Genomic DNA, 15,870 nt, shown 5'->3' on the forward strand with positions numbered 1-15,870 from the left:
CAGGTCAGCAACGAGGTTCAACCCCTGATTGCAACGCCCGCCGTGCGACGGGCCGTAGTTAGAACAAGTTCTGTATGCGCAGTCCCTAATCCTCAATCAGTCCGGTCAACATCAGGTCTGCTGCAGCCGAAGGGCTGAGCTGTCCAGCCCTGACCTCGCCGCCTAGCCGGTCCATTTCGGCCCGCGCCTGCGCGGTAGACAAGCGGGCCAGAAGCGCCGCGCGGACTTCCTGTTCGAACCAGTATTGCGCCTGCACCGCGCGGTTTCGCTCCCAGTGACCGTTTTCGCGACGCCAAGCAGTGAGACCTTGCATTTCGTCCCAGGCTTGTTCCAAGCCGTGCTCTTCAACAGCTGAGACGGTCATCGCCCTGGGAAAGCCCTCGGGATCCTGAGGTCGTTTTCGCAGAAGGCGCAATGCCCCGGCGTAGTCGGCGCAAGTGCGAGTCGCTGTTGATTTCAAGTCACCATCGGCCTTGTTGATCAATATCATGTCGGCCATTTCCATGATGCCGCGCTTGACGCCCTGCAATTCGTCCCCGCCGGCAGGAGCCAATAACAGCAGGAACAGATCGGACATTTCGGCCACCACGGTCTCGGACTGGCCGACGCCAACGGTTTCAATCAGCACAACATCAAATCCGGCGGCCTCGCACAGTGCGATCGCTTCGCGCGTGCGCCGCGCCACGCCGCCCAAATGGCTTTGGCTCGGGGATGGGCGTATGAAGGCGTTCTTCTCGCGGCTCAGTCGCTCCATCCGGGTTTTGTCGCCCAAAATCGAGCCGCCTGACCGGGCCGAACTGGGGTCTACGGCCAGGACCGCAACGCGCAATCCCTGCCCTGTCAGCATCATGCCGAAGCTTTCGATAAAGGTCGACTTGCCGACGCCCGGCGTACCGGAAAGACCGATGCGCAGCGATTGACGCCCAGCCCCTGCCAGTTGACCCAGCAATTCAGTGGCCTGCGCGCGATGATCAGCGCGTCCGCTTTCGACTAGCGTGATGGCACGTGCAAGTGCCCGCCGGTCCCCATTTATGATCCTGTCGCCAAGGCTGTCCACGTTCATTTCAACCCCAATTTCTAACGGCATGTCTACTTGCAGCCCCGCCGGGTGATTTGTCCAGCCCCGCACCGTCGCAAAGCGACATCCTGTGTCACCATCGCGAGTAAGTTGAAGTGCACGATGAGCACTTGCCACACCAAACAACAGGTTTGGCTCTGGACCGGACCGGCGCTCAAGCCAATTCCGGGACTGCTCTGATCGTAAGGCCACAGCAGAACTGGACGGCATGGATGGGATGGCGGATAAAGCGCGCATGACGACACGCCTGCCCATTGACGACGCCATTCCCGAATTGCTGGACGCCCTTCGCATCCACAGCCGGGCTGTATTGCAAGCTCCACCAGGCGCGGGCAAGACTACACGGGTTCCATTGGAAATGTTGAAAGCCGGTCTGTGTCAGGGCCGGATTGTGATGCTTGAACCCCGGCGTCTAGCTGCCCGTGCCGCCGCCGAACGGATGGCTGAAACACTGCGGGAATCCGTCGGCCAGACTGTCGGGTACCGCGTTCGCGGTGAGGCAAAAGTATCTAAATCCACTCGAATTGAAGTCGTGACCGAGGGCATCCTGACCAGAATGCTGCAATCCGATCCCGATCTGCCCGGTGTGGGTGCGGTGATTTTCGACGAGTTCCACGAACGGTCCCTGAATGCAGATCTGGGTCTGGCTTTGTGCCTTGAAGTGGCGGGTGCCCTTCGGGACGATCTGATCCTGCTGGCGATGTCGGCGACACTTGACGCCGGACCGGTCGGGCAATTGATGGATGCGCCACTGTTGACCTCGGAAGGGCGTAACTATCCTGTCGAGACTCGCTGGCTAGACCGCCCCATGGGCGTACAGGCCCGGCGCCTAGACGCGCTGGTCGATCTGGTTGTTCAGGCCGAGCGTGACACTCGAAGCACCGGCGGTGGGATGCTGGTTTTCTTGCCCGGCGAAGGCGAAATCCGCCGTGCCGAAGGTGCTCTGGCCGGGCAGCTGCCAAAAAGCTGCACAATCCGCCCGCTGTTCGGAGCCCTGCCTTTTGCCACACAACGGGCTGCGATTGCTCCGATCAAAGATGGCCGCAAAGTGGTGCTGGCCACGTCGATTGCCGAAACCTCGTTGACCATCCCGGACATACGCGTTGTCGTGGACATGGGTCAGGCACGTAGGGCGCGGTTCGATCCAGGTTCGGGGATGTCCCGGCTGGTGACGGAACGGGTGACACGCGCCGAAGCGACGCAACGCGCGGGCCGAGCTGGACGGGTGGCCGAAGGGGCTTGCTATCGGCTTTGGTCAAAAGGTGAAGACGGTGCGCTGGCGGCCTACCCACCCGCCGAAATCGAGGCGGCGGATCTGACGGGACTGGCATTGGAACTGGCGCTCTGGGGCGCCGAGCCCGACGACCTCGCTTTCCTGACCGCTCCGCCCGAGAGGGCTATGGCAGAGGCTCGCACCCTGCTGAGCATGCTGGGCGCGCTGGACACCAAGGGGCGGATCACCGATCACGGGCGCGCGTTGGCCGCACTGCCGCTGCATCCGCGGCTTGGGCACATGTTGGTCCGGGCGGGGGCACGTGCTGCGCCTCTGGCCGCATTGATGGCGGAGCGTGATCCACTAAGGAGCGCACCTGCGGATCTGGCTCTGCGAATGGAAGTGCTGCGCGACCTGCGCGCTTTCCAGCGCAATCGGCGTTGGCAGGTCAACCCCGGCGCCGTCGACCGGATCAAGACCGAAGCCAGAAGGTTGCGTGTGCAGGACACGGACGAGCACGGCAACCTGAGCCCGGCGGCCATGGCGGCATTTGCATACCCGGACCGGATTGGGCAACGCCGCAAGGGCGACCTGCCCCGCTATATCCTGTCCGGCGGCAAGGGAGTCGTACTGGACAACGGCGACACGCTGGCTGCAGCCCCTTATCTGGTTGCCATCGACACTGACGGAAACCCGCGAGAGGCGCGGATTCGGATGGCCGCGCAAATCTCGGAACGCGAAATCCGAGACCTGTTTGCGGATCAGATCGAATGGGTCGACAGTTGCCATTGGTCAAAGCGCGAGCGTCGGGTTGTGGCCCGGCAACAGGAGCGGTTTGGCGCGATCACCCTGAGTGATCGCATTTGGAAAGGCGTTCCCGACGATGCCATCGCGCAAGCCATGCTGGACGGCGTGCGCGACCTGGGCCTTCGGTTGGACGGAGCTGCAGCCCGACTGGCGGCGCGGGTTGAATTGGTGCGCGCTGAAGGCGTGGACCTACCCGATTTCTCGGCTGCGGGCTTGATGGCTGAACTGGAGGATTGGCTGCTACCCATGATTTCCGGGGTGCGCAACGCAGATGACTGGAAGCGGTTTGATCTGTTGCCCGCCCTGCGCGCGCGGCTGGATTGGGCACAGTCGCAGGAACTGGACCGCCGCGCACCGGGCGCATTCGAGACGCCGCTGGGGCGTAAGGTGCCAATTGATTACAGCGGTGCTGTGCCCGAAATCTCGCTACGCTTGCAGGAGGTATTCGGCGTCACCCGGCATCCTGTCGTGGGGGGCGAGCCGTTGAAGATCACCCTTCTGTCCCCGGCGCAGCGTCCGATACAGATTACCCGGGACCTGCCGGGATTTTGGGCGGGATCCTACGCGGATGTGCGCAAGGATATGCGAGCGCAATATCCCAAACACCCTTGGCCCGAAGACCCTACACAGGCCGATCCCACCTTGCGAGCGAAACGCCGGGGGTGTTGATCCCGAAATCGGCCAATGCGGACGATTTCCATGTATTTTAGGGTACATATCCGGACAATATCAGCGGTTTTCGGGCAATTTCCTACAAATCCGACCGATCGTATTGAGATATTCTTGGTGTATGATTAAATGGCAGTAATCCGGCACTCCAAAGGAGGCCAAACAGGCTGAACATGTCAAAATGGCTGCGTAACATATGGGAAGAAGTGGCAAGGCCACTATTCTTGCGCCCACATCGGGTGCAATGTGCAGCGCTGTGCACAAGAAACATGGGCGGGCGGCCCGAAGTTCTGCTGATCACCAGCCGGGACACCGGACGCTGGATAATCCCGAAAGGCTGGCCGATCAATGGGTTGGACGGAGCGGGTACGGCACGACAGGAAGCTTGGGAAGAAGCGGGTGTACATGCCGAGTCGATCGGAGAAGAACCTGTCGGTCAGTTCAGCTATTACAAGACCCTCAAGGATGGCTCGGCCCAACAGGTGTTGACCTGCGTTTATCACATTAACGTTGCCGAACTGGCAGAGGATTTTCCCGAGGCCCATCAACGTAAACGGTGCTGGGTTTCGCCGGAAACAGCTGCCGGACGAGTACGCGAGCCGGAATTACGGGATTTGCTTATGCAAATGTAACGGTTTCACTTCACTTTTGTGAAAACCACCTTGCTCAGACGGCCATTAGGCTATAGCGCGCGAGCCCAAAGCAACAGCGCTCTGAAGAAAATGACCGATACCCCGTCAAAGTCACGCTGGCAGGCACTGGACAGCGACCTGCACCGCATCACAAATGTTGAACGCGCAAACGCGTATGTCTCGCGCCCGTTGGTAGCGCCAGGAATTGCGTTGGCGTTTATCGTCCTGGCCGGGTTGTTGGCGGCCGTTTTGTTCGATCGTGCGGATGGCGGGCTTATCGTCGTCGCAGCGGCGGCATTTGGCGCCTATATGGCCATAAATATCGGGGCCAATGACGTAGCCAACAACATGGGACCTGCGGTTGGCGCAAATGCGCTGACCATGACCGGCGCGATTGCCATTGCTGCCGTCGCCGAAAGTGCGGGCGCACTACTGGCGGGCGGCGATGTGGTCTCGACCATTTCCAAGGGGATCATCGATCCGGCTTCCGTGCAAAACAGCAATGTATTCATCTGGGCGATGATGGCTGCGCTGATATCCTCGGCTATGTGGGTCAACCTGGCAACGTGGATCGGCGCACCTGTTTCCACGACCCATTCGGTCGTCGGCGGCGTAATGGGAGCCGGTATTGCCGCAGCTGGCCTCGGCGCGGTTGATTGGGCCACAATGGGTAAAATTGCGGCTAGCTGGGTGATTTCTCCGGTATTGGGCGGCGTCATCGCCGCCGGATTTCTGGCGTTGATAAAGTCAAAAATTCAGTATCAGGACGATAAGATCGCCGCAGCGCGACGCTGGGTGCCCATTCTGGTGGCCTTCATGGCTGGCGCGTTTGCCACTTATCTGGCGGTCAAGGGCCTCAAACGTATCGCGAAGATCGAGCTTGAGATGGCGCTGCTGATCGGGCTGGGCTCGGGTGCGCTGGTCTGGGCCGTGACCGTACCGTGGGTGCGTCGCAAATCTGAAGGCATGGAGAACCGCACCCGCTCTTTGAAGACGCTGTTCGGTCTGCCGCTGGTAATCTCGGCTGCGTTTCTCAGCTTTGCCCATGGCGCAAATGACGTGGCGAATGCAGTTGGACCGCTAGCCGCAATTGTACACGCGGCAGAGTTCGGAGATTTTGCCGCGAAGGTCACTATCCCCAGCTGGGTGATGGTCATAGGTGCCTTTGGCATCTCTTTCGGGTTGTTTTTATTCGGACCCAAGCTGATCCGGATGGTGGGCAGCCAGATCACCAAACTGAACCCGATGCGTGCCTTTTGTGTGGCTTTATCCGCCGCAATTACCGTGATTGTTGCCAGCTGGTTGGGGCTGCCGGTCAGCTCGACGCATATTGCCGTCGGAGGTGTCTTCGGTGTTGGCTTCTACCGGGAATGGCACTCTGACCGTCGTCGGAAAAACTCCAATCGTCAGCGACCTGCAGATATGCGGTTGGCGCGTGAAGAGCGGCAGCGACGCAAGCTTGTGCGCCGCTCCCATTTCATGACCATCGTTGCAGCCTGGGTTGTGACGGTGCCTGCAGCAGCCGTTTTGTCCGGGGCGATCTTCTGGATACTAACCGCGTTTAACTAACTCGGGTGATGCGACTATCAGCGCCTGATTTGCCCAACCGATAAGGATGTGGTCGGGGATCGCCGGATCAGTTCGGCCACGCGGTCGCTGATCGGCGTTGGCATTTCTATCACCGCGCCCTGGCGAATAATTTCTCCTTGCAGGCTGTCGATTTCAGTCGGTCGACGCGCCATCAGGTCGTAAGCCATCGACGTCCGGGCGCTGGGATCGATGGTCAGCATTTGCGACGCGATGCGAGAAAACAGCGGCGTCGGTAGGCGCAGGATATGCGGTGTCATCCACGCGGGCAAAGGCGTCGTCGAGGTCACCGGATGCCCGGCGGCTTTGAGAACTGAAAGCGCTTCGGTCATCTGATCCGCCATCAGTCGGCGCCAGTCCCGGTCCAGTAATTGCTCTTGCAGGGTCATCCCGGAAAGGGCGTTGAGCGCGTTATTGAGATTGACGACAAGCTTACCCCATTGCACCGCCTCGATGTCGTCGCTTTCCGAGATGTGCAAAACGGCATTGGAAAGACGCGCGGCCAATGCCCCTTCTCCGCTCTCGATAACGATGTCGCCGGACGTAGCACGGTGGTATGTTGCATCCTTGGTTGGCACGACATTGAACGGCACCATTCCCGCCCGTACGTCACGGCCGGGCAGGGCGTCGCGCAGGATGCGCGCATTCTCCATTCCGTTTTGCCATGACAGAACTGGGGCGCCGGAGGGTGCAAATTGGGTAATCAGTCCTGCGATTTCGTTCGTCGCACCGGTTTTGACTGTCACAATGACCAGTTCGGTCTGTTCCAGACAGTCGGGCTGTTCAGCCAGCTTCAGTTGATTGGCTGGTACGATCCGTTGAAATCCGGAAAAGTCAGTCACCGTTAATCCGTGCACGCGTATCGGGTCGAGCACGCGTGCGCGACCGAGCAGGGTCACGTCATGGCCCTCTGTCGCCAGCAAGCCGCCACAAAAACAACCGATAGTACCAGCGCCTGCGATCACGATTTTCATGACGACCCACTTTCCATTGGTGAAGGATCACCGGGAATACTCGGGCAGGCAAGCATGCGCGTTAACTGACGTTGCGCAATACGGTATTTACCGCGCCAGTCTTGGACGGGTGCGTTCCAGTTCTTCGGAAATCGGAATGAACTCCTGATCGTCGCCCGGTGGCAGGTGAAATGCACCGTTTGCCCAATCGGCGGCCTTCCATTCACGAGTGGCGTCCTCAATCTTCTCTTTCGAGGATGAGACGAAGTTCCACCAAATGTACCGATCTTCATTCAGGGTCGCCCCACCCAACAGCATCAGCCGTGCTCCAAGCGGCCCAGCCTTGACCGAGAGGTGGTCTCCGGGGCGGAAGACCATCATGCGGCTTTCGTCGAATCTGTCTCCCGCAATCTCCACCGAACCTTGAGTGACATAGACGCCCCGGTCCTCGTGGTCGTCGGGCAACGGAAAGGACGCGCCCGGTTTCAATCGCACGTCAAGATAGAAGGTATCCGACAGCATCGTCACGGGGCTGGTTTCGCCGTAAGCAGATCCGAGGATCAGGCGGGCGCTGACACCATTGTCTCCAATTTCCGGCAAGGCGCCCTGTTTGTGGTGTTCGAAATCAGGGGCCATGTCCTCATGTGCTTCAGGCAGGGCGATCCAGGTCTGGATGCCGAACAGGTTATGCCTTTTGCCGCGGGTTTCGGCGCTGGTGCGTTCGGAATGGGTGACACCACGCCCTGCAACCATCCAGTTGACTTCGCCCGGATAGATCATCTGATGAGTGCCAAGACTGTCGCGGTGTTCGAATTCTCCTTGATACAGATAGGTAACCGTACCGAGCCCGATATGAGGATGCGGGCGGACATCAATGCCACCTTCTGTGATGAATTCGGCGGGACCCATCTGGTCGAAGAAAATGAACGGCCCAACGAGTTGGCGCTTGACCGAAGGCAAGGCGCGACGCACCTCGAACCCGCCCAGGTCGCGGGCGCGTGGAACGATCAGTGTTTGAAGCGAGGAGTTATCCGATTTGCCGTCAGCGCTGTGGGTAGGGTTCCAACTCATGCCTGTTCTCCCTTGGGTGTATCGTTCAGGAATGCATATAACTCTGCCTGCAGGCGGGACAAAGTTCACCAACGCACAAACATGGTGCGCAATGATGGCTAAGCAGCAGCTTTAGGCAAATTGAAAGGCCCGCTTTTATTGCTTTGAACGCCCGAAGAAGTCCCACGAAAACGAAGGACAGACGTCCACCTCAGGGGGATGACAGGTGGCGCGTCAAAACCGCCAACCGCATCACAATGTGATTTCATGGACGCCTGGACAGCAATCGCGGTAATCTGGTGGAAGGATTATTCGAAAGGGGTGCGGCTTGGAGAAACTCACGGGAGGGTGCTATTGCGGCTGCATACGGATCGAGGCCAAGGGGCCGCCGCTTCGGGTAGGCATCTGTCATTGCCTGAATTGCCGCAAACATCATGGCGCTGTGTTTTATGCGGCTGCGGTCTTCTCTGATCACGCGGTGACAATCGATGGGGAAACTCACAGTTACGCAGGACGGTACTTTTGCCCCAAATGCGGCTCGTCGGTTTTTGCCCGGTCGGACGACGAGATCGAAGTGCATCTGGGCACTCTGGATCAACCCTGCCAACTAAAGCCCACCTACGAACTCTGGACAGCTCGGCGAGAAGACTGGTTACCGCCATTTCCCGAGACGAAGACTTTTGAGTTCAATCACAATGATGAGGAGGCGCATGAATGACAGAACCACCCGTTGAGCTTGCAAGCTCACTCACCTGCCCGGAATGCGGGCACGTAGCAATCGAAACGATGCCGACGGACGCTTGCCAGTGGTTTTATGAATGCAAAGGCTGCAATTCGGTTCTGAAGCCGAAAGAAGGGGATTGCTGCGTCTATTGCTCGTACGGAACAGTTCCCTGCCCGCCCATCCAAGCTGGCGACAGCTGTTGCGGGTGAGTCAGAGCAAACGTTTCAAAGATATCGTGGGGCAACACGGCTTGTTGACGCGCAGCCCCATGGTAGGTGGATTTCGTAAAGTCGCCTCTTATACCTCGAGACACCAGCGCATCACGGCCTTTTGCGCGTGCAGGCGGTTTTCGGCCTCGTCGAAAATGACCGAGTTGGGGCCGTCCATGACTTCTGAGGTCGCCTCTTCTTCGCGGTGTGCAGGCAAGCAGTGCATGAACAGTGCATCGGGCTTGGCGTGAGACATAAGCTCGGCATTGACCTGATAAGGGCGCAGCATGTTATGGCGACGTTCCTTGGCTGATTGGGAATCATGCATTGAAACCCAGGTATCGGCGACAACGAGATCGGCGCCTTCTACGGCTTTGAACGGGTCCCGTTCGACCACGACTTTTGATCCTTTCTGACGCGCGAGGCCCATGAATTCTTCCTCGGGGTCGAATTGAGCCGGTCCGGTGAAAGTCAAATCAAAGCCGAACTGGCCCGCAGCGTGCAGGAACGAAGCACACACGTTGTTGCCGTCACCAGTCCAAACCACTTTTTTGCCTGTGATGGGGCCGCGATGTTCCTCAAAGGTCTGGATGTCGGCCATGATCTGGCAGGGGTGAGTGCGGTCGGTCAGGCCGTTGATTACGGGCACGTCCGAGTATTCCGCCATCTCTGTCAGAATAGTTTCATCGAAGGTCCGGATCATGATCATGTCGACATAGCGCGAAAGCACGCGGGCTGTGTCGGCGATGGTTTCGCCATGCCCCAGCTGCATGTCTTTGCCCGACAATACCATGGTTTCGCCGCCCATCTGGCGCACGCCCACGTCAAAGGACACGCGCGTCCGGGTCGAAGGTTTTTCAAAGATCAGCGCAACCATGCGGCCCGCCAGCGGCTGTTCATCATCGGGGGCTGCCTTTGGGCGACCCAGACGGGCCTGCTTCATTGCACTGGCCTGATCAATCATAGACCGCAGATCCGCTGCGTCGGTTTTGTGGATATCAAGGAAGTGGTTCATATCATTTCACTTTTAACTGTCGAATGTCGGGGCACCGCCACGACCCTTCGGAGAATTGCGATGAAGCTGAAGATCAGGCTGTGGTCAGTTTGGCCTCGACCTGCGCGGCGGCTTTGTCGAGACGAATCATGGCTTGTGCTATGTCATCCTCGGTCAACGTGAGCGGAGGCAGCAGGCGGATAACGTTATCAGCAGCAGGAACGGTAATGACCTCGTTGTCATAGCCTGCGTTCACCATGTCGGTATTGGGCACCTTGCATTTCAGGCCCAGCATCAGGCCGGCGCCGCGCACCTCTTCAAAGACTTCGGGATGTTCCGCAATTAGGCCTTCGAGTTTTTGGCGTAGCATTCCGGCCTTCCGATTGACCCCTTCGAGAAACGCAGGGGTAGCGACCTGATCGATCACCGCGCAGCCAACTGCGCAGCCCAGCGGGTTGCCGCCGTAAGTCGTACCGTGCGTTCCTGCGGTCATGCCACTGGCCGCATCTTCAGCGGCCAGCACCGCACCCAGTGGGAAGCCGCCGCCGATACCTTTGGCGACCATCATGATATCCGGGGTGATGCCCGCCCATTCATGGGCGAACAACTTGCCGGTCCGACCGACGCCGCATTGAACCTCGTCGAGGATCAACAACAAGCCGTTGTCGTCGCAGATCTGGCGCAGGGCTTTGAGTTCCGCGTCCGGCACAGGGCGGATCCCACCTTCGCCTTGAATCGGTTCGATCAAGATTGCGGCGGTCTTTTCGGTGATGGCGTTTGTGACGCCATCGAGATCGCCAAAGGTGACGTGGACGAAACCGGGCAACAGCGGACCAAAACCCTTGGTCATCTTTTCAGACCCCGCGGCTGCTATTCCTGCCGAGGAACGGCCATGAAAAGAGCCGTCGAAGGTGATGATCTCGACTCGCTCGGGTTGCCCTTTGTCGTAGAAATATTTCCGCGCCATTTTCACGGCCAGTTCGCAGGATTCCGTGCCGGAATTGGTAAAGAACACCGTGTCGGCAAAGGTGTGTTCGACCAGCTTGTCAGCCAGCGCCTGCTGCTGCGGGATATTATAGAGGTTCGAGACATGCCACAGCGCATGTGCCTGTTCCGTTAGCGCATTCACCAGCGCTGGATGCGCGTGGCCCAATGCGTTCACCGCGATCCCGGCGCCAAGATCTAAAAAACGTCGGCCGTCTGCCTCGGTCAGCCAGGCGCCTTCGCCCTTCACGAAAGAAAGGGGCGCGCGGTTATAGGTCGGCAGAACGGACGGGATCATCGGATCATCCTTTTCAGGTAGGTTAAGCCCCGTGAGTGATACACGAAGGCCGGGTTCGTCAACAGATTTGGTTGGGACTGCGCCGATTTGGACAGCGCAAATGGATCAAACGGGCCGGTTACGCAAAGATGCGTCGGCGTCGGAGGCGCAGGATATGTGCATGTTTGATCATGAGACGCCGTATAGCGGGGCGTGCAGGATCTGAAAACCCTGAAAATCGACGTTTCGAAAATTTCGCCCTGAAACAAAGCTTTGCCACTTGCCATTCGGCCCGCGCTGGCGCACCGCTTGGCCATGTTTGTCGCCCAAAGACATAACCCGCCCCTCGCGGCCGCGTTGATCTTTGCGGCCAGCGCCTTCATAGCGGCAACCACGTTGCTCGCCAAGGCGCTGGGGACGGATACGCTAGGCCCCGCGCTGCATCCGATGCAGATCAGCCATGGGCGATTTCTGTTCGCATTTCTGGTGATCATCAGCGCGGTCGGCATTCTGCGTCCGCGCCTGAACCGCCCGTATTGGGGCCTGCACATCGGGCGAACCAGTTTTGGCTGGCTGGGGATTACACTGATGTTCGCCTCGGTCGCCTATATTCCGATAGCCGACGCCACAGCGATTTCCTTTCTGAACCCGGTCTTCGCGATGGTCCTCGCCATTCCTCTACTGAAGGAGGGCGTGGGACCATGGCGCTGGCTTGCCGCCGCTGTGGCGTTGACGGGCGCGTTAATTCTTCTGCGACCGACACCCGATAGCTTTCAGCCCGCCGCATTGCTGGCGCTGACGGCTGCAGCGGTGATCGGGATGGAGCTGATTTTCATCAAGAAACTCTCGGGCCGCGAGATGCCGATCCAGATCCTGCTTGTGAACAACGCTATGGGGCTGACCATCGCGACAGTTGCGGTGAGTTTCGTGTTTCAAATGCCCACCCCTGCTCAATGGGCGGCGTTGGCGGGAATCGGCGTGTTGATGGCTTGCGCGCAGGCCTGTTTCGTGAACGGAATGGCGCGAGCGGACGCCTCATTTGTGGCTCCGATCAGCTATGCCACGCTTATCTTCGCAGCATTCTACGACTTTGCTGTATTTGACGTTATTCCGGATGCAACCAGCCTGACAGGATCGGCCATCATCCTGACCGGCGCGCTGATCATGGTTTGGCGGGAATCCCGCGCGCGTCACAGCTAATCATACAAAAATTCATTGCGCTTAGCCTGAGGGCGACGCCCATGTCGCAAACCCTCATGAACACTCTGATCCCGGATGCTAACCGGCCCGAGTTGATTTGAGAGTTTGCCCATGCATGAACGACGCATCCCAGAATGGGTTCGCCACGCCCCTGCCCCTTCAGTCCGCGATTTTGGCATCCTTGCCGGGTTCGAGGCCATTGTACGCGGAATCCTGATCTCAGTCTTTCCGCTGGTGATGTATCGTGCGCTGGGCGACGCGTCCTCGGTCTCCTTTTTGTACTTTCTGGTCGGGATCATCTCGCTGATCGCCGGACTGATGGTGCCGTTTATCATACGGTTTGTACCACGCAGATGGGCCTACAGCGTTGGCTGTATCATGTTCATCTGCGGCGCGTTGCTGGCGATCGAGGGCAGCCCTGCAGCAGTTGTGGGTGCTTTGGCGCTGAACACAGTCGCCACGGTCGTAACCTTTATCTGCTTCAACGCCTATGTACTTGACTACATCAATAAAATTGAACTGGGCCGATGCGAGACCAGCCGCATGTTCTACAGCGCTTTGGGGTGGACCGGCGGCCCGATGGCGGGCGTATTGCTGATGGAGGTCTGGGCCCCTGCCCCCTTTGTCATCAGCGCGATTGCGGCCGTCGCCATGCTGGCCCTGTTCTGGCGTATGCGCCTGGGTAATGGAAAACTGATCACAAAGGCACGCGGACCTGCCAACAACCCACTGGTGTTTTTACCTCGGTTCTTTGCACAACCCAGATTGGTTGCCGGATACTTGTTCGCAATGATCCGGTCCTGCGGCTGGTGGATTTACGTTGTCTATCTGCCTATCTTCGCAATTCAAAACGGGCTGGGTGAGCAATTGGGTGGTATCCTGTTGTCGGCAACAAACGCGATGCTATTCGTTGCCCCACTGATTTTGCGATGGGTACAAGGGCGGTCTTTGCGAACCGCGGTTCGCGTGGGGTTTGCTGCCTGCGGCGTTTGTTTTGTCGTCGCCGGTGTGCTTGCCGGGTGGCCTGTCGCCTCGGTCGCGGCGCTGGTATTGGGCTCGGTCTGGCTGATCGTGCTGGATATCTGTGCGGGACTGCCGTTTCTGATGGCAGTAAAACCGTCCGAGCGCACCGAAATGTCGGCAATTTACTCCAGCTATCGTGACGTTTCAGGCATTCTAACGCCCGGTGTCGCGTCTCTGGTTCTGCTGTTTACACCTGTGGCCGGAGTGTTTGCTGCTGGCGGATTTGCTCTGTTCGGGGCTTGGGCGGTGGCCGCGCGCCTTCATCCCCGGCTGGGGCGGCCAAGGATCGCATTGCAGCCGGGATCGCTGGCCGAGGCAGCTTAGGCCTTAAGCCGATACCCTGTCCGCAACATTTGCCAGGTCGCAGCCCCAACCAGAAGGGTTGCGCCACTGCATACTGCCATACCCAGATAGGGTGAACTGTCGGACACTCCGATCATGCCATAGCGCAAACCGTCGATCAGGTAGAAGACCGGGTTTGCGTGGCTCAGCCGGTTCAGGACGGGCGGCAAGGCCTCGACCGAATAGAACGTGCCGGACAGAAACGCCAAAGGAGTCACGATGAAATTGGTGATGGCTGCCATCTGGTCGAACTTGTTGGCGAAAATCCCCGCAAACAGGCCTAGCGCCCCCATGAATGCGCCGCCGAGAATGACAAAAAGAAGTGCGATCAGCGGGTTCTGAGGTACCAACCCCAGAACAAGCGCCAGGGCCACGGCCACAACAAAGGCGATCAGGACGCCTCGAACAATGCCACCTGCGAGGTAGCCAAGCAAGATTTCCAGCGGCGACAGTGGGGGCATCAGCGTATCGACGATGTTGCCCTGAATCTTGGCGATCACCATTGACGACGACGTATTCGCAAAGGCGTTCTGAATCACGGTCATCATCATGATCCCCGGCGCCAGAAAGGTCAGGAATGGTACACCCATCACATCTGGCCGCCCTGGGCCGACGGCGATATTGAAGATTAGCAGGAACAATCCCGCTGTCACCAGCGGCGCCACCAGGGTCTGTGTCCAAACGGCCAGAAAGCGTAGAGTTTCGCGCTGAGCCAGCGTGTAGAGCCCCATCCAGTTGACTGCTCCGAAACGACGCGGGTCGTGATCAGTGTGAATCTGCATGTTCTGCCCCTTACCTGATTCGAAGACCGCTTGTAACTCGGGCCGCAGTGATTAAAATAGGGTGCTGAGACGAATTCCCAAGGCGGCCCGAATCCGGGGCCGCTTTCCGCTTTTGAAAGGCAAATGATGTCCTGGACTGACGAGCGCGTAGAACTGCTGAAGAAGATGTGGGGCGAGGGCCAGTCGGCCAGCCAGATCGCCAAGGAACTGGGCGGTGTTACCCGCAACGCCGTGATCGGCAAAGTGCATCGCCTGGGTCTGTCGAACCGCGCAACTGGCGCGACCCCGGCCAAGGCGGAACCCAAGGAAAAGCCGGCACCAGCGCCCAAGGCCGAAGCCAAACCGAAGCCCGCCCCCAAGACGGAACCGGCCCGCCCAACCCCGGCGCCCGAGGCGAAACCGGCTATTCCGGCACGTCGCCAGATCATCCCGGCGGGGCAACCTCTTCCACCGCAGCCATCGGCAAATGAAATCAGTCCTGAGGCGCTTGCCAAGGTCAACGAAATCGAGAAAAAGGCCAAGAAGCTGACGCTGATGGAGCTGACCGAAAAGACCTGCAAATGGCCCGTTGGCGACCCCGCGACCGAGGATTTCTGGTTCTGCGGCCTGCCAACTGAGGCTGGTAAGCCCTATTGCGAGGCACATGTGGGCGTGGCCTTCCAGCCGATGAGCTCGCGCAGAGATCGGCGGCGGTAAGGCCAATGCGCCAGGATCCGACAGCGATGGAGGATACCTGGCTGGCACGCGCAAAACGCCTGTTGGCGCTGGCCGAAACCGGCCAGCATTTCACCAAAGATTCTTTTGACCGCGAGCGATATGACGAGCTCGCTGACATCGCCCGCGCTATGCTTGCTGATCTGGGCCATGTTCCGCTGTCCCGGATCGACGGACTGATTTCAAAACATGCAGCCGGCTACGCAACGCCCAGCATTGATATTCGCGGTGCAGTGATCCGTGATCAAAAACTGTTATTGGTGCGAGAGCGAAGCGATGGTTGCTGGGCTATGCCCGGCGGATTTGCAGATATTGGAAGTTCACCTGCGGAAAACATTGAACGCGAAGTTTGGGAAGAGGCTGGGCTAAGGGTGCAAGCTCGGAAATTATACGCACTGCGCCACAAGGCACGACACCCCTATCCCGCTGATGCCCGGGATTTCTATAAGCTGTTCTTCCTTTGCGACGAAATTGAAATGGACGCTCCGGTTGCGGGTGCCGAGACTTTAGATGCAGCCTTTTTTGCGGCAGACGAACTGCCTGCGCTTTCACTGGGGCGGAATATCCAAGCTGATATCATGACCGCATTCAATGCATCAAATTCAGCCAACCGTGCCGCCGAGTTCGACTAG

At 58.8% G+C, this 15,870-nt stretch carries 15 protein-coding genes; 9 read left to right on the forward strand and 6 right to left on the reverse strand.

Going from position 1 to position 15,870, the window contains the following annotated elements; all coding sequences use genetic code 11:
- Positions 1-85 precede the first annotated feature (85 nt).
- Complete coding sequence (meaB, locus tag AC2TCY_RS11540; RefSeq protein ID WP_480847864.1) at positions 86-1,063, reverse strand: methylmalonyl Co-A mutase-associated GTPase MeaB; 978 nt, start codon at positions 1,061-1,063, stop codon at positions 86-88.
- Between the two features lie 250 nt (positions 1,064-1,313).
- On the opposite strand from meaB, the gene hrpB reads away from it, so the two are divergent.
- The 3 genes from hrpB to AC2TCY_RS11555 all read left to right on the forward strand — a co-directional run bounded on the left by hrpB (position 1,314) and on the right by AC2TCY_RS11555 (position 5,968).
- Positions 1,314-3,767: an ATP-dependent helicase HrpB gene (gene hrpB / locus AC2TCY_RS11545; RefSeq protein WP_480847604.1), complete on the forward strand. Its 2,454-nt coding sequence runs from the start codon at positions 1,314-1,316 to the stop codon at positions 3,765-3,767.
- 173 nt (positions 3,768-3,940) lie between these two features.
- Positions 3,941-4,399 carry an NUDIX hydrolase gene (locus AC2TCY_RS11550; RefSeq protein ID WP_480847605.1) on the forward strand — a complete coding sequence of 153 codons (459 nt, stop codon included), beginning with the start codon at positions 3,941-3,943 and terminating at the stop codon, positions 4,397-4,399.
- Between the two features lie 90 nt (positions 4,400-4,489).
- Complete coding sequence (locus tag AC2TCY_RS11555; protein ID WP_480847606.1) at positions 4,490-5,968, forward strand: inorganic phosphate transporter; 1,479 nt, start codon at positions 4,490-4,492, stop codon at positions 5,966-5,968.
- 17 nt (positions 5,969-5,985) lie between these two features.
- Here the strand turns inward: AC2TCY_RS11555 and AC2TCY_RS11560 are convergent, their stop codons facing one another.
- The gene (locus tag AC2TCY_RS11560; protein WP_480847607.1) at positions 5,986-6,960 is read right to left on the reverse strand and encodes a 2-dehydropantoate 2-reductase; all 975 of its coding nucleotides are present in this window, start codon (positions 6,958-6,960) and stop codon (positions 5,986-5,988) included.
- Positions 6,961-7,047: 87 nt separating this feature from the next.
- Positions 7,048-8,010: a pirin family protein gene (locus tag AC2TCY_RS11565; RefSeq protein ID WP_480847608.1), complete on the reverse strand. Its 963-nt coding sequence runs from the start codon at positions 8,008-8,010 to the stop codon at positions 7,048-7,050.
- 307 nt (positions 8,011-8,317) lie between these two features.
- On the opposite strand from AC2TCY_RS11565, the gene AC2TCY_RS11570 reads away from it, so the two are divergent.
- Complete coding sequence (locus AC2TCY_RS11570; RefSeq protein WP_480847609.1) at positions 8,318-8,707, forward strand: GFA family protein; 390 nt, start codon at positions 8,318-8,320, stop codon at positions 8,705-8,707.
- Positions 8,704-8,922, forward strand: coding sequence for a GDCCVxC domain-containing (seleno)protein (locus AC2TCY_RS11575; RefSeq protein ID WP_480847610.1), 219 nt, complete (start codon positions 8,704-8,706; stop codon positions 8,920-8,922). The genes AC2TCY_RS11570 and AC2TCY_RS11575 overlap by 4 nt, the downstream gene beginning before the upstream one ends.
- Positions 8,923-9,010: 88 nt before the next feature.
- Here AC2TCY_RS11575 and argF read toward each other — a convergent pair whose 3' ends face one another.
- Together argF and AC2TCY_RS11585 are read right to left on the reverse strand one after the other, a co-directional pair.
- Positions 9,011-9,937 (reverse strand): ornithine carbamoyltransferase, encoded by a 927-nt coding sequence (gene argF, locus AC2TCY_RS11580; RefSeq protein ID WP_480847611.1) that lies wholly within the window; start codon positions 9,935-9,937, stop codon positions 9,011-9,013.
- A 73-nt stretch (positions 9,938-10,010) separates the two neighbouring features.
- On the reverse strand, positions 10,011-11,198 hold the full coding sequence (locus tag AC2TCY_RS11585) for an acetylornithine transaminase (RefSeq protein ID WP_480847612.1): 1,188 nt from the start codon (positions 11,196-11,198) through the stop codon (positions 10,011-10,013).
- A gap of 294 nt (positions 11,199-11,492) precedes the next feature.
- On the opposite strand from AC2TCY_RS11585, the gene AC2TCY_RS11590 reads away from it, so the two are divergent.
- Complete coding sequence (locus AC2TCY_RS11590) at positions 11,493-12,377, forward strand: DMT family transporter (protein ID WP_480847865.1); 885 nt, start codon at positions 11,493-11,495, stop codon at positions 12,375-12,377.
- Positions 12,378-12,488: 111 nt separating this feature from the next.
- Positions 12,489-13,724, forward strand: a complete 1,236-nt coding sequence (locus AC2TCY_RS11595) for an MFS transporter (protein ID WP_480847613.1) — start codon at positions 12,489-12,491, stop codon at positions 13,722-13,724.
- On the opposite strand, the gene AC2TCY_RS11600 is transcribed toward AC2TCY_RS11595, so the two are convergent.
- Positions 13,721-14,524 carry an ABC transporter permease gene (locus tag AC2TCY_RS11600; protein WP_480847614.1) on the reverse strand — a complete coding sequence of 268 codons (804 nt, stop codon included), beginning with the start codon at positions 14,522-14,524 and terminating at the stop codon, positions 13,721-13,723. The genes AC2TCY_RS11595 and AC2TCY_RS11600 overlap by 4 nt on opposite strands.
- A gap of 126 nt (positions 14,525-14,650) precedes the next feature.
- On the opposite strand from AC2TCY_RS11600, the gene AC2TCY_RS11605 reads away from it, so the two are divergent.
- Positions 14,651-15,220 carry a GcrA family cell cycle regulator gene (locus AC2TCY_RS11605; protein ID WP_480847866.1) on the forward strand — a complete coding sequence of 190 codons (570 nt, stop codon included), beginning with the start codon at positions 14,651-14,653 and terminating at the stop codon, positions 15,218-15,220.
- 5 nt (positions 15,221-15,225) lie between these two features.
- Positions 15,226-15,870: an NUDIX hydrolase gene (locus AC2TCY_RS11610; RefSeq protein ID WP_480847615.1), complete on the forward strand. Its 645-nt coding sequence runs from the start codon at positions 15,226-15,228 to the stop codon at positions 15,868-15,870.

This window comes from Ruegeria sp. HKCCD7181 (assembly GCF_057221055.1).